General features: G+C 37.8%; 11 protein-coding genes, 1 rRNA gene and 1 other annotated feature. Of the genes, 1 reads left to right on the forward strand and 11 read right to left on the reverse strand.

Annotated features, from left to right (window positions below; translation table 11 throughout):
- Positions 1-173: 173 nt before the first annotated feature.
- Both DW114_RS05050 and DW114_RS05055 read right to left on the reverse strand, forming a co-directional pair.
- Positions 174-1713, reverse strand: a 16S ribosomal RNA gene (locus tag DW114_RS05050).
- Between the two features lie 245 nt (positions 1714-1958).
- On the reverse strand, positions 1959-2405 hold the full coding sequence (locus DW114_RS05055) for a Spx/MgsR family RNA polymerase-binding regulatory protein (RefSeq protein WP_117452703.1): 447 nt from the start codon (positions 2403-2405) through the stop codon (positions 1959-1961).
- Between the two features lie 134 nt (positions 2406-2539).
- Positions 2540-2737, forward strand: a binding site (T-box leader).
- Between the two features lie 33 nt (positions 2738-2770).
- Between DW114_RS05055 and trpS the strand changes: the two genes are divergently transcribed.
- Positions 2771-3757: a tryptophan--tRNA ligase gene (gene trpS / locus DW114_RS05060; RefSeq protein WP_117452704.1), complete on the forward strand. Its 987-nt coding sequence runs from the start codon at positions 2771-2773 to the stop codon at positions 3755-3757.
- 62 nt (positions 3758-3819) lie between these two features.
- Here trpS and DW114_RS05065 read toward each other — a convergent pair whose 3' ends face one another.
- The 9 genes from DW114_RS05065 to mraZ form a co-directional block, all read right to left on the reverse strand.
- Positions 3820-4653 carry an undecaprenyl-diphosphate phosphatase gene (locus DW114_RS05065; RefSeq protein ID WP_117452705.1) on the reverse strand — a complete coding sequence of 278 codons (834 nt, stop codon included), beginning with the start codon at positions 4651-4653 and terminating at the stop codon, positions 3820-3822.
- Between the two features lie 79 nt (positions 4654-4732).
- Positions 4733-6049 carry a UDP-N-acetylmuramoyl-L-alanine--D-glutamate ligase gene (murD, locus tag DW114_RS05070; protein ID WP_117452706.1) on the reverse strand — a complete coding sequence of 439 codons (1317 nt, stop codon included), beginning with the start codon at positions 6047-6049 and terminating at the stop codon, positions 4733-4735.
- A 1-nt stretch (position 6050) separates the two neighbouring features.
- Positions 6051-6956 carry a phospho-N-acetylmuramoyl-pentapeptide-transferase gene (gene mraY / locus DW114_RS05075; protein WP_394336419.1) on the reverse strand — a complete coding sequence of 302 codons (906 nt, stop codon included), beginning with the start codon at positions 6954-6956 and terminating at the stop codon, positions 6051-6053.
- Positions 6957-7009: 53 nt separating this feature from the next.
- Entirely contained in the window at positions 7010-8428 is a 1419-nt protein-coding gene (locus DW114_RS05080) for a UDP-N-acetylmuramoyl-L-alanyl-D-glutamate--2,6-diaminopimelate ligase (RefSeq protein ID WP_117452708.1), read from the reverse strand.
- Positions 8412-10328, reverse strand: coding sequence for a penicillin-binding transpeptidase domain-containing protein (locus DW114_RS05085; protein ID WP_117452709.1), 1917 nt, complete (start codon positions 10326-10328; stop codon positions 8412-8414). Before DW114_RS05085 ends, DW114_RS05080 begins: the two co-directional genes overlap by 17 nt.
- 69 nt (positions 10329-10397) lie before the next feature.
- Positions 10398-12581 (reverse strand): penicillin-binding protein, encoded by a 2184-nt coding sequence (locus DW114_RS05090; RefSeq protein WP_117452710.1) that lies wholly within the window; start codon positions 12579-12581, stop codon positions 10398-10400.
- Positions 12582-12729: 148 nt separating this feature from the next.
- Positions 12730-13038, reverse strand: coding sequence for a cell division protein FtsL (locus DW114_RS05095; RefSeq protein WP_117452711.1), 309 nt, complete (start codon positions 13036-13038; stop codon positions 12730-12732).
- Between the two features lie 12 nt (positions 13039-13050).
- Positions 13051-13983: a 16S rRNA (cytosine(1402)-N(4))-methyltransferase RsmH gene (gene rsmH, locus DW114_RS05100; RefSeq protein ID WP_117452712.1), complete on the reverse strand. Its 933-nt coding sequence runs from the start codon at positions 13981-13983 to the stop codon at positions 13051-13053.
- A 1-nt stretch (position 13984) separates the two neighbouring features.
- Positions 13985-14416 (reverse strand): division/cell wall cluster transcriptional repressor MraZ, encoded by a 432-nt coding sequence (mraZ, locus tag DW114_RS05105; protein WP_117452713.1) that lies wholly within the window; start codon positions 14414-14416, stop codon positions 13985-13987.
- Between the last annotated feature and the right edge of the window lie 31 nt (positions 14417-14447).

Genomic DNA, 14447 nt, shown 5'->3' on the forward strand with positions numbered 1-14447 from the left:
TTTTATTTAACTTTACTCGTGAATATCTATGTTTTTCTTACAACTTTCGTTATAGACCTTACATATGTCTTCTGTTATTCAGTTTTCAAAGATCGACTTCTCGGAAATCCTTCTCAGACTTCCAAAACTAAACAGGAAATATCTCTTACTTCTTTTTTGTACTTTCTCCTTAGAAAGGAGGTGATCCATCCCCACGTTCCCGTAGGGATACCTTGTTACGACTTAACCCCAGTCATCGGTCCTACCTTCGACGGCTCACTCCTTGCGGTTATGCCACCGGCTTCGGGTATTACCAACTCCCATGGTTTGACGGGCGGTGTGTACAAGGCCCGAGAACGTATTCACCGCAGCATGCTGATCTGCGATTACTAGCGATTCCGACTTCATGAAGTCGAGTTGCAGACTTCAATCCGAACTGAGACGTCCTTTATGAGATTTGCTTCACATCACTGTGTCGCTCCTCTTTGTAGACGCCATTGTAGTACGTGTGTAGCCCAGGCCATAAGGGGCATGATGATTTGACGTCATCCCCACCTTCCTCCGGTTTGTCACCGGCAGTCTCACATGAGTCCCCAACTGAATGCTGGTAACATGCGACAAGGGTTGCGCTCGTTGCGGGACTTAACCCAACATCTCACGACACGAGCTGACGACAACCATGCACCACCTGTGTGATATATAGCTATCTTTCTATCTCTAGAACATTTATATCCATGTCAAGGCCTGGTAAGGTTCTTCGCGTTGCTTCGAATTAAACCACATACTCCACCGCTTGTGCGGGCCCCCGTCAATTCCTTTGAGTTTCACACTTGCGTGCATACTCCCCAGGCGGAGAACTTATTGCGTTAACTGCAGCACTGAATCTCTCCAACACTTAGTTCTCATCGTTTACGGCGTGGACTACTAGGGTATCTAATCCTATTTGCTCCCCACGCTTTCGTGCCTCAGTGTCAGTTACAGGCCAGGCGACCGCCTTCGCCACTGGTGTTCCTCCATATATCTACGCATTTTACCGCTACACATGGAATTCCATCGCCCTCTCCTGCACTCTAGTACACCAGTTTCCAAAGCTTACAGCAGTTGAGCTGCTGGCTTTTACTTCAGACTTAATGCACCACCTACGCACCCTTTACGCCCAATCATTCCGGATAACGCTTGCCACCTACGTATTACCGCGGCTGCTGGCACGTAGTTAGCCGTGGCTTTCTGGTAAGATACCATCACTTGGACATCATTTCCTATATCCACCGTTTTTCTCTTACAACAGAGCTTTACGATCCGAAGACCTTCTTCACTCACGCGGCATTGCTCGTTCAGAGTTCCCTCCATTGACGAAAATTCCCTACTGCTGCCTCCCGTAGGAGTTTGGGCCGTGTCTCAGTCCCAATGTGGCCGTTCACCCTCTCAGGTCGGCTACGCATCGTTGCCTTGGTGGGCCGTTACCCCGCCAACTAGCTAATGCGCCGCAGGTCCATCCATGTTCAGAGCTAGCGCTCTTTTAATATGAGGCTCATGCGATCCTCATACCTATCCGGTTTTAGCAGACGTTTCCATCTGTTATCCCAGGCACATGGGCAGGTTCCCTACGTGTTACTCACCCGTTCGCCACTAAGTCTTTTTGAAAAGCAAGCTTTTCTAAAGACTTCGTTCGACTTGCATGTATTAGGCATGCCGCCAGCGTTCATCCTGAGCCAGGATCAAACTCTCCATTTGATATGACTCAAAACGTTACTAACGTTATGATTTTTGTTTTTCTGGTTCGTTTTATTTCTTTCGAAATTGACGTTTCCTGTTTAGTTTTCAAAGACCGAAATGTTTTTCGTTTCCTGCGCCTCGTTCAGCGCTCGTATATAATACCAAACATCCTTTCTCCTGTCAACGCTTTTTTTATCTTTTTTTCGTTTTTTTTCATAAAATTTTATGTAAATGCTTACATTGCCTTTTATAAAAAATGCAGCTTAGTTTGCTGCATTTTCACTATTTTCTCTTACTTTGCCACAGATTGGATAATTTGCACAGGATGGATTACATGCCTTAGCCGCAACAACTCTCAACTGTGGTGGTACCAAAGTTGTAATTTCGTCATCATCATATCCAACAACAAAGCTTTTTTCACTAATCATAATTGGTCGTTTCAGAATACTAGGATTTTTCTGAATCAATTCCACCAACTCTTTGATTGAGAAATCATCTAAACTGCGATTCAGTTCCTGGAATGCTTTAGAACGTGTACTGATTAAATCCTCAGTACCATTTTCACTTCGCTGTAAAAGATATTTGATTTCGTCTTCTTTTAATAAAGTTGTAAAAATATTCTTTTCAATGAATTTCATATCATTGTCTTTCAACCATTGTTTCGCCTTGCGACAGCTAGCACAACCCGGAGATGTATATAAAATGATCATATGAGAACCTCCTTCATTTCATCTATGTATATTATATAGGATAGTGGTATTGATTGAAAGTATTTTTTTTGGATTGGATGAATTTTCTTGAAAATGACTTGTCAATTGAAATTTGAAATAGTATGATAATAAAGGAAACCACGAGGATAAAGATTTAGTAGAAATATAAATGCTGGTATAGAGAGCTGATGGTTGGTGTAAATCAGTACGGTTTATATTTTGAATTGGGACTTTGGAGTGGATCGTATGATCGGTTACTCGCCGTTATCGAGAAGTGACTTTCTAAGGAAAGTAAGTTGGGTGGTACCACGTAAGAGAAAAGCGTCCCTTCGTTGGTGCTTTTTTTATTTATAAGGAGGAATACAATGAAACGTATGTTGAGCGGCATTAAGCCGACTGGTCGATTGACACTTGGTAATTATATCGGTGCAATTCGAAATTTTGTGAATTATCAGAATGATTATGAAATGTATATTTTTATCGCAAATATGCATGCCATCACAGTCCCACAGGAGAAAGCGGAATTAAAACGCAATACAAAAGATTTAATTGCTTTATACATCGCTTGTGGTTTAGATCCTGAACGTGTGACGATTTTCTTACAGAGTGATGTGCATGAACATGCAGAACTTGGATGGATCATGACATGTAATTCTTATATGGGAGAATTACAGCGTATGACGCAATATAAGGATAAAACTGCCAAAGGTGAAACGGGTATTACTGCCGGCTTGTTTACTTATCCTTCTTTAATGGCTGCGGATATTTTATTATATGATGCAGATTATGTACCTGTTGGTGTGGATCAGAAGCAGCATGTGGAATTAACACGTAATCTAGCTGAACGTTTTAATAATCGTTATGGAGATACCTTTGTGGTTCCTGAACCATTGGTTGAAAAAGTTGGTGCTAAGGTTTATTCTTTACAGGATCCTACTAAGAAAATGAGTAAATCTGACGCCAATCCTAAAGGAACGATTGATTTGTTAGACGAGCCTAGTGTAGCGCGTAAGAAAATCATGTCTGCTGTAACTGATTCCATTGGTATTATCCAATATGATCCTGAAAATCAGCCAGGTATTTCTAATCTTCTAACAATTTTATCAAGTTTAAGTGGTGAATCTATCGAAAGTATTGTTGCTCGTTATGATGGAAAAGGTTATGGCGACTTCAAAAAAGAAGTTGGACAGTGTGTATTTGATTTCTTAACAGAGCTTCAAAATAAGTATAAAGAAATCATTTCCAGTGGTCTGATTGAAAAAGTAATCAAAGAAGGCGATGAAAAAGCCAGATATATCGCTAGGAAAAAAGTAAATAAAGTAAAGAAAAAAGTTGGATTAGAAATTTTCTGATTTACGTATACAAAAAGCTTTCTGTCATATTGAAATAAATACAGAAAGCTTTTTTATAATCATTAAATAACATGAAAGAAGAAACAGCCAAGTACGATAATACCTAATACAATACGATACCATCCAAATACCTTGAAATCGTGTTTTTTAATATAGCTCATTAAGAAACGAATCACAAGAATAGAAACGATAAATGCTACGATCATACCTGTCAAAAGAATTGCAATTTCAGATCCTTTGAATGCCAATCCAAATTTTACTATTTTCAATAAACTAGCGCCAAACATTACTGGAATTGCCAAGAAGAATGTAAATTCTGCAGCGATTGTACGGCTGACACCAATCATCAATCCGCCTAAAATTGTAGCGCCACTTCTTGATGTTCCAGGAAATATCGCCGCAATCAATTGGAATGCGCCGATAATAATCGCATCTTTATAACTTAAATCCTGTAATGTCATAACTCTGGCACGCTTGTGCTTGTTTTTATTTTCGATAAACAAGAAGGCGATACCTACAAGTACCAGCATTGTTGCCACGGTAATCGAGTTATATAAATATTTTTCTAAAATATCGTCGAATAATATACCAACAATCGCAGCTGGTACACATGCGACAATGATTTTTCCCCATAAATTCATGATATCATAACGAATCAATGGACGATTTTTATTTTTGAAATTGAATGGAAATATTTTATTCCAGTATAATAAGACAACGGCCAAAATGGCACCTAATTGAATTACTACTAGAAATACATTCCAGAATTCCGGTGATACCTTCATAGGTAAAATTTCTTCAAATAAAATCATATGTCCTGTGGAGCTGACGGGCAGCCATTCTGTCACACCTTCCACAACACCATATAAGATAGCTTTTATAATTTCAAATAACATAATAGACTCCTTTTTTTGTTTTCTATACTATTCTATCCCAAAACTATACAAAGTACAATGCTAATTTCTAACGAATTCCTTACATTTTATCTAAGTATTCATGGACCATATCCTTAAACATGCGTCCCCTTACTTCATAATTTGGGAATTGGTCATAACTTGAACATGCCGGAGATAACAGGATAACATCGCCTTCCTGGGATAAGCGAATAGCTTCATCCAGTGCTTCTTTCATCGTTTCCTGTGTTATGACATGTTGAAATATTTCCTTGAATTTTTCTTTTGTTTCTCCAAAAGCAACACAGTATTTGACGCGTTCATCAAATTGTTTTAAATCATCAAAACTGATACCTTTATCATGCCCACCAGCTAGCAGGATAATATTTTTTTCAAAGGATGATAACGCTGCTGTTACTGCATGGGTATTAGTGGCTTTACTATCATTATAGAATCGGACACCATTTTTTTCTCCAATATATTCTAAACGATGCTCCACTGGCTGAAACTCACGAATCGTTTTTCTGATATTTTCAATGGATACACCCAGTTTATAAGCCATACAGCTGGCGACCATAGCATTGCTCAGGTTATAATCTCCAACGATTTTAAATTCTTTTTCTTCAAACAGCATTTCATCTTTCAAATAGACTTTTCCATCTTTTCGATATAAATCTACATCTTGTCTTGTTAATGAAAAATCAATCATGGTACAAAGAATATTTTGTGCATATTCCATTACTGTTGGATCATCTACATTGCGCAAAAACCAGTCATCTGCTTTACAATTTTCATAAATCCTCATTTTTGAAGCATAATAGGATTCTACACTTGGCATATAATCTAAATGATCTGGTGCCAGGTTACAGACAACACTTACTGTAGGCGCAAAGGTTTCTATACCTAATAACTGAAAATTACTCAATTCTAATGCGACATCTTTTTCTTCATCTTCATATTCATAAGCCAGTTCACTAAGTGGCCAGCCAATATTTCCTGCTACTATCGCCTTTTTATTATGCTGCAGCATTTCATACAGCATCGTCGTAATCGTTGTTTTTCCATTGGTGCCAGTTACAGCTCCATAATGGAATTTTTTTGCGTAACGATAGCCGATTTCTACTTCTGTCAGTATTTTAATCTTATGGTCCACAAAATATTTCACAAAAGGTACTGTATATTTGATTCCTGGGTTTTTTACTACAAACGCCCATTCTTCATTTTTCAAAGTATCCGGATGTCCATTCTCCCATACACTCATTCCCAATGCTTCTAATTCTTCTTTAGCCTCTATTTTTGACATATCTGTAATGGTTACATCATATCCATGGCGATGCAATAGTTTTGCGACTGCGACACCACTTTTTGCTGCACCAATGACAAGTACTTTTTCACTCATCTTAAATCACTCCCAACCATAATCCAATACATGCAAATATAAAACCAATACACCAAAACATCAAAACAACCTGTGTTTCTTTCATACCACACATCTCAAAATGATGATGAATAGGCGCCATTTTAAATACACGTTTTCTGGTCAATTTATAACTGGTAACCTGTATGACAACAGATAATACCTCCATTAAGAACACTCCGCCGATAATAATCAAAAGTAATTCTTCTTTTAATATCATGGCAGTTGCGGCCAACAGCCCACCAATTGCTAAAGAACCTGTATCTCCCATAAAGATTTTTGCAGGATGCAGATTGAATTTCAGATATCCAATCAGTGATCCGCATACCGCAAGTAAAAACATTGCTAAATCACTTTCTTTTTGCATTAGCGCAAAGATGATATAAGGTGCCATTGCGATCAAAGACGTTCCTGCACATAAGCCATCTAATCCATCGGTTAAATTCACTGCATTGCTTTCAGCCGTAAACATAATAAATATCAACACAAAGTATAAAAAGCCCAATTCAATACTTATATGCAAAACCGGTATATTTACACTTGTTTGGGCAATGCTTTGATAAATAAAATAAAATACCACTGCTAATACAGATTGCATTAGAAATTTTACAGATGGTTTTAACCCATCATTATTTTTCTTTACCACAATCAAAAAATCATCGATAAATCCAATGACTGCATAACCAAGATACGCAAATATTACAATCAGCATTTCCATAGAAGTGAATGCTTTCGGATTTAAAATCAGCATAATCAGAATTGGTACCAATACAAATACCATTCCACCCATCGTTGGTGTTCCACCTTTTGCTTTATGGCTGGCTAAGCCTTCTTCTCGTTCCACTTGTCCAAATTTGATCTTATGTAGAAACGGGATCAGCTTTGGCATCACCAGTAAGGTAACGATCAAAGAACACCCGAATGCCAGTATATAATTCAAGTTCAATGGTTTTCCTCCTCACATAATCGTTTCTTAACGATATCTCTATCCGAAAAAGGGTAGTAATGATGTTGTATCATTTGATAATCTTCGTTTCCTTTTCCAGCGATTATTATTATATCACTATTTCGTGCACATTTAACAGCATGTTTTATCGCAAAGCTACGATTTTCAAATATTTCTACATGTTCTCCTGCATTTGTGCACATATCGTACAGGATTTCATGTATTTCCTCTCCTCTTGGATTATCAGAAGTAAAGATTGCTATATCACTATACGTTCTTGCGATATCTGCCATAAATGCGCGTTTGGTTTTATCCCGGTCGCCGCCACATCCAATGATTGTGATGATATTTCTTCGCTTTACCGATTGAGCAAATTGTAAAAGATTCAATAATGCATCTGGTGTATGCGCAAAATCTATCCAGATATGATAGCCTTTTCCCTTTAATACTTCCATTCTTCCTGCAACTGCCTTTATTTGTTCACAGGCTTTCTGCATTAATGATACTTCGATATTTAGTCTTCTTCCTGCCGCAATGACACTTGCGATATTATATACATTAAACATTCCCAGCAGGTGGGTATGATAGGGTATATGATCAAAGATAAAAGCGGCATCATGATCACTTAACTGAATATTTTCTAACACCATATGTGCATCACGCATGCCAATGGTCAAACTGGCACCATGGTATAAATATGCGAAATCACGCATTTCTTTTAAATCCTTCTGATAGATAATCAAACCATCCGTTTTTAAATATCTCCTTAATTTGAACTTTGTGAAACGATAATGGGTTTTTGTCAGATGATAATCTAAATGGTCCTGTGTGATATTGGTATAGATAATGATATCATATTGAATGAAGTTAATCCGATTTTGATCTATCGCATGCGAGCTGACTTCCATAACGACTCCATCTAATCCTAACATGTTCGCGGTATGAAATAATTGTGCCAGTTCAAAACAATCAGGTGTTGTGTTTGAAATAGGAATGATCTGATCCAGAAAAGTTACCTGTCCCGTTCCAATACGCATAACTTCTTTTCCACAGATATGAAGCATTTGTGACAAGTAAGATGTGACACTGGTTTTCCCATTGGTACCACTGACGCCTGCCACAAAGATGTCTTTGCATAAATCACCATAATACAGCTCGATCAAAGCCTGTGCGATATCTTCAACACATTCACATACATAAATATCCTTACCTGGTTTTTCTTTATCACATAAAACTACCGCCCCTTTGGATAAGGCCTGTTTGATATAGGATTGTTTTTTTTCTTCCAACACACGCCAGCATACATAGATTTCATCTTTTTTCACATGTCCACTGTGATCACATATTCCAAGAATTTCTCGTTCATCTTCACAATCGATATGCAACATTCCCATAAGCTCACTTAATTTTGTCATTTCCAAGATAAATCCAGACCTCCCCTTGTTCACCCAGTGTGGTGCCGGCTTCCGGCATCTGTTCCATAACGGTATCACCTTCTCCAATAAAGGTGAAAGTAACACCTTCCTGTGTTACATCTTTCTTTTTCTTTCCCACAAAATCCTGAACTTTAATATTTTCTGTTTCTGGCCAAATCAGTTTCTTTGGTATCTGATCTTTGGTTTTCTTTACCCCCAGATAAGGAAGTATATCTTCGTAACATGCTTTCGCAATAGGCGCAATGACGGTACCACCATACAAAACATCATTTTTGGGACTGTCTGCGGCGATATATAATACGATTTTAGGATTATCAATTGGGGCAGCACTTAAAAAGGACAAGACATAATTGGTACTGGAATATACTCCGTTTTCTGCCTTTTGTGCTGTACCGGTTTTACCACCGATTTTATACCCTTCCATATAAGCTGGTTTACCTCCCCCATTGGCAACAACGCTTTCTAGTGCATAACGCATCTTCTTGCTGGTATCCTCACTGATAACACGCCGATTAACGGTTGGTTTTTGTTCCATGATGACTTCATTGGTGATGGGATCATTCACACTTTTTGTGATATATGGTTTATATAAGGTTCCCCCATTAACAATTGCAGAGAAGGCTGTAACCAGCTGGATGGGCGTCACACTTAACCCCTGTCCAAAGGCCACTGTTGCCTGTTCTACTTCTCCCATAGCTTCTTTTTTAAACATGATCCCACTGCTTTCCCCTGGTAAATCAATACCTGTTTTTTCCCCAAAGCCAAACTTTTTCACATATGCATACTCATTATCTAATCCCATTCTGCGTGATATTTCCACAAATCCCGGATTACTGGAATTCTCCAATACCTGAAGAAATGTCTGTAGCCCATGGCCGCCAGCTTTCCATGATTTGATTCGTGCACCGCCAACCATTTCATATCCTTTATCCATATACGTATCTTTATACATATCAAACAGATTCAGCTCTAATGCAGAAGAAAATATAACGGATTTAAAAGTAGAACCTGGCTCATAACTCATCCAGATTGGTAGATTTCGATTATATACATCACTGGAATAGTCCTGATAATGATTAGGATCAAAATCCGGTTTACTGACCATCGCAAGCACTTCTCCAGTATTCGGATCCATCGCTAGTGCCAATGCACTTTTTGGACTGTATTTTTTTACTAGATTATTAATTTCACGTTCTAATACATCCTGTATGTTAGAATCAATTGTTAATTTTACATTCATGCCTCTGCCAGGTGCTTCATAGTTTTCCTGATATAAGTCTACATTATGACCTTTGGCATCAAAAGGAATATGCAATGCCCCACTTTTTGCGGTCAAGATATCATTATATTGTAATTCTAAACCTGCAAGTCCCTGATTATCGATACCGGTAAATCCCAGCACCTGCGCCAAATAGTTATTGTTGGGGTAATTACGTAAACTATCCTGTACCAGATATACACCATCCAGATCCATCGCTTCCAGTTTTTTTGCTTTATCATCACTGATGAGTCGTCCTTCCGGCTGAATTTTCTGCGTAGATACATGCTTGCTAATCGTTGCCTTGATTTTAGCCTTATCCGCACCCAGAATTTCACTTAATTTTTCAGCTGTTGCATCTGGATCTTTGATCTGTGCAGGGACCACCATGACACTGGTACTTGGAATATCATGTGCCAAAACATTGCCATTCTTATCAAGAATAGAACCTCTTAATCCTGCAATTGTAAATTCACGTTCCCATAAAGATAATGCTTTTTCCATAATATCTTCATGATGGAATATTTGTTCATAGCCTAATTTTCCCAAGATACAACAAAAAATCATGATTGTACAAAGAAATATCAAACTGATTCTTTTCTTTACTTTTCCACGCAGCACATTATACACCTCATCCACATTGTATGTAGCATATCGAAAAAAAAGAAGTCATCCACAATAAGATGACCTCTATTTCAATTGTACTTTGATTTCACTATCGGCATTGATTGCCTGACCTTTTTTCACACTTTGTTTATATACACTGCCACTACCCTCCATCTGGATTTCAATACCTGTTAATTTCCAGAATGCGGTGATATCCTTCATAGTCCAACCACTCATATCCGGCATGGTAATTTTAGTGCCATCACTCATCAAAAAGATATTTTGATTACTGATGATTGATTCCCCACCATCTGGATATTGTGAAATAATATTGTCGCCATTGCCAATAATTACCTTTTCTACCTTCATACCTGATAATTTATTCTTCGCATAATCCAAACTATGATTTACCAAAGAAGGCATCGTATATTCTGCGTAATTATTTGTTTTCTTCGTGCTATTGGCATCATTAGAACTACCAGTAATACCCTGTGCAATCAATGCTTCACGCATAGCATCTTTAAAATATTCACGACTAAAGTTAGTGTAATCCCCACCTTCAAATGCATAATACATCATGATTTTTGGATCATCTGCAGGTGCTGCCGCCATTACAGACATTATCCATCTTCCATCCATATATCCTGTGGAAGTTGAGATTTGTCCTGTACCTGTTTTGGCGATGACATCCACATCATCCATCTTAAATACCTGACCTGTTCCATCAGGATCATTGACAACCAAACCCATCAATTTCTTTACATAATCGCTGGTTTCTTTTTTGATTGGCGTACCTACACTTTGTGGCTCATATTGTTCAATGACTTTATGAGAATTTCCATCTTCAATACGATCCACTACATATGGCCGCATCATTTTTCCATCATTAAATATGGCAGTATACGCCTGAACCATTTGTAAAGCCGTTACGTTGATACTTTGACCAAAACCGGTTGATAATTTTTCAATCGGATAATTAAAATTGATATTTCCCGCTTCATTTTTTACAAATGGGGTATCCACAGGTTTTAAAAATCCGAATTTATCAATGTATTCACGATAGATTTCTGGTGTAATATGATTGGTTAACAGCTCACAGATTGCGATATTACTAGATCTTGCGAATCCTTTATCAAAAGTAAGCGTACCCATTGAATGATGTTCAGCATCCCATATTGTCCCCAACGCATTTTCGGCTGAATTTACACGCACAATTTTTCCATCCTGTGTCGTTGAAAAATAGAATACATTGGCTGTATATTTCTGATTATATGGATATTTTCCTACATCCAAAACAGAGGAATAGGTGACACCCTTCATTACGGAACCTGGTTCATAAATGAATGTACTGTTATTGTCTATATATTGTTTTAAATCATTACGCGTATTTAAATCAAAGGAAGGATAACTTGACCATCCTAAAATCTTACCGGTTTCTACCTCCACTGCTAGTACCCACGCTTTATTTACTTTACCAGAGAATTTCATTGTCTTTTTCATCAGACTCTCTAATGCCAGCTGTACATTTTGATCAATGGTCAGATATACATCATTACCATCCTCTTTATAGGCTTCCACAAATGTGGTACCTGGCAACGTGTTTCCATTTTTATCTTTTTGACTCGTGGTTTTCCCATCCTTGCCAGTTAGATATTTATTTAATGTTTCTTCTAATCCCATGCGACCGGTAATCGCTTTTTGTTCCTCATCATATTGTGCATATCCAATGAGTGTACTAGCAAAATAACTGTTTGGATATTTTCGTTCTACCGTTTGTGTAAATTCAATACCTGGCAGCTGTAGCGCTTCAATACTTTCTTTGACACTGGCACTTAAATTTTTTCCTTTGGTGCCAAGTTCTGTTTGATAGGCACCTTTCGCCTTGGCATTTTCTAAGATTGTCTTGATATCTTCAGCTTTCATTCCCAGCTTTTCACTTAATAATTTTGATGTTTTATCAAAATCACTGACATAAGCTGGTGTTTCATTTAATCCTTTACGATCTTCATTCAGATATACGATGATAGAATAAGTATTTTCATCTGTGGCAATCACTTCTCCATTACGATCATAAATGGTTCCTCTACTTGCCTTTACCGTTGTTTCCTTTGTGCCATCATCGCCTTTATATGCCAGAATATCTTGACCACTTCTAAAATGGTTGTGGGTGATCATTGTATAGAACACATTCATGATAATGATTGTTGCCACAACCCCCATAATCATCGCAATGATCGTTAACGTACGATTACTTCTTCTTGTATTCATGTATCATCCCACCTTTACTGATCTTCGTAAAATTTGTTTATGCACTGTAAGAACATATATGTTTCATTATATCCCAAACATAGTAAAAAGGACATTGGTCACGATATCTACCGCAACAAGTCCCTCATGATCTATTTTGCCCTCTGTATTACTCTTTAGAATCCCCAATCAATGTAACGTTTTTTTGATTTGTTTTGATATTATCTTTTTCCGCTACACTTAAAACATGTTCACGGCTTTGTAAGTTGGTTACTTCAGATTGCAAATCTGCGACAGCCTGAGATAGTTCTTTGTTTTTCGCTTCAATCTGCGTTTTTTTCAAAGACAGAGAATAGTTATAACTTTGTAAACCATATTTTGCGCCTAAAAACAAACAGATTGCTAGCACCATCATCATGGATGCCAAACGATCAATACGTAATCTTTTTTTTCTTTTTACAAGTTTTGCCTTCGCCATTTTCTCATCACCCTATCTGACCCTTTCTATAATTCTAAGTTTTGCACTATGACTGCGATTATTTTCTTCCAGTTCTTCTTCACTTGCCAGAATTGGCTTGCGATTTACCAAACGATATGGTGCCTCTTCAATTTCATTTGGCAGTAAAGGAATTCGTTTATCAATTTTTGGTCCTTTGCTTCTTGAAGCAAAGGTATCTTTTACAATACGATCCTCTAATGATTGAAAACTGATGACTGCAAGTCTGCCACCAACTTCCAACATATCAAGTGCATCATCCAATACAATCTGTAGTTCCCTTAATTCATCATTTACCGCAATACGGATAGCCTGAAATATTTTTTTCGCAGGATGTCCTTTTTTATTTAAAACCTTTGCCGGTAATGCTGACTTGATGATGTCAACCAGTTCAAATGTTGTATCAATTGGCTTTTGTTCTCTTGCTTGTTCAATTTTTCTTGCAATTTGTTTAGAAAAAGAATCCTCACCATATTGATAGAAGATTCTGACCAATTCATGATAATCCCATGTATTGACGATCGTCCATGCATCCAGCGCCTGTGTCTGGTCCATACGCATGTCGAGTGGCGCATCAAATCGATAAGAGAATCCTCGCTTCGCTTCATCAAACTGTGGACTGGAAACGCCTAAATCAAGTACCATACCCGAAATAGCCGTTATATCATACTGTGCCAGTTCGTTTTTCATCTGGGAAAAACGATTATGTATTAATGTGAAGTTATCTGATATTTCAGATAATCTTGTCCTGGATTCTTCAATTGCACTTGCATCACGGTCAAACGCATACAAATGTCCTTTTGGAATCCGTTTTAGTATTTCTGAACTATGACCGCCTCTACCAAGCGTACCATCGACATAAATACCATCTTCTCTGATTTTTAAACCTTCAATGCTTTCCATTAATAATACGCTATAGTGTTTCATATCACATCAAGAACTCCGTTAAATTTTCTGCGATTTCTTCAAAGGATTCGCTTCCTTCTTCTTCCATAGGCTCCCATGATTCTTTTGCCCATATTTCTACATGATTTGCAGCACCAATGATGCAGCATTCTTTTTGTATAGAGGCAATTTTGATTAATGAGGCCGGTAATAGTATTCTGCCCTGATTGTCAATATCACATTCAGCGGCCTTGCTCGTCATCATACGTACAAATACACGAGCATCCTTCTTAGTAGATGGCAGTTTCATCAGCTGTTCATAGATAATTTCCCATTGCTTGGTTGTATAAAGTGCAAGGCATCCATCTAAGCCGCGTGTTACGATGACATGTTCTCCAAGTTCTTCCCGAAATTTTGCAGGAATGATGATACGCCCTTTTTTATCAATATTATGTGCGTACTCACCAATGAACATGTTAATCGCCCCACTTTCTACCACTTTCCGC

Origin of the sequence: Absiella sp. AM09-50 (genome assembly GCF_003433845.1) — a bacterium.
Classification (GTDB): domain Bacteria; phylum Bacillota_I; class Bacilli_A; order Erysipelotrichales; family Erysipelotrichaceae; genus Hoskinsella; species Hoskinsella hominis.

What these genes read in the sequence shown, in the direction of transcription:
- DW114_RS05090 (WP_117452710.1), bottom strand. Translation starts at nt 12,581, where the DNA reads ATGAATACAAGAAGAAGTAATCGTACGTTAACGATCATTGCGATGATT.
- rsmH (WP_117452712.1), bottom strand. Translation starts at nt 13,983, where the DNA reads ATGAAACACTATAGCGTATTATTAATGGAAAGCATTGAAGGTTTAAAA.
- DW114_RS05055 (WP_117452703.1), bottom strand. Translation starts at nt 2,405, where the DNA reads ATGATCATTTTATATACATCTCCGGGTTGTGCTAGCTGTCGCAAGGCG.
- mraZ (WP_117452713.1), bottom strand. Translation starts at nt 14,416, where the DNA reads ATGTTCATTGGTGAGTACGCACATAATATTGATAAAAAAGGGCGTATC.
- murD (WP_117452706.1), bottom strand. Translation starts at nt 6,049, where the DNA reads ATGAGTGAAAAAGTACTTGTCATTGGTGCAGCAAAAAGTGGTGTCGCA.
- DW114_RS05080 (WP_117452708.1), bottom strand. Translation starts at nt 8,428, where the DNA reads ATGACAAAATTAAGTGAGCTTATGGGAATGTTGCATATCGATTGTGAA.
- trpS (WP_117452704.1), top strand. Translation starts at nt 2,771, where the DNA reads ATGAAACGTATGTTGAGCGGCATTAAGCCGACTGGTCGATTGACACTT.
- mraY (WP_394336419.1), bottom strand. Translation starts at nt 6,956, where the DNA reads ATGCCAAAGCTGATCCCGTTTCTACATAAGATCAAATTTGGACAAGTG.
- DW114_RS05065 (WP_117452705.1), bottom strand. Translation starts at nt 4,653, where the DNA reads ATGTTATTTGAAATTATAAAAGCTATCTTATATGGTGTTGTGGAAGGT.
- DW114_RS05095 (WP_117452711.1), bottom strand. Translation starts at nt 13,038, where the DNA reads ATGGCGAAGGCAAAACTTGTAAAAAGAAAAAAAAGATTACGTATTGAT.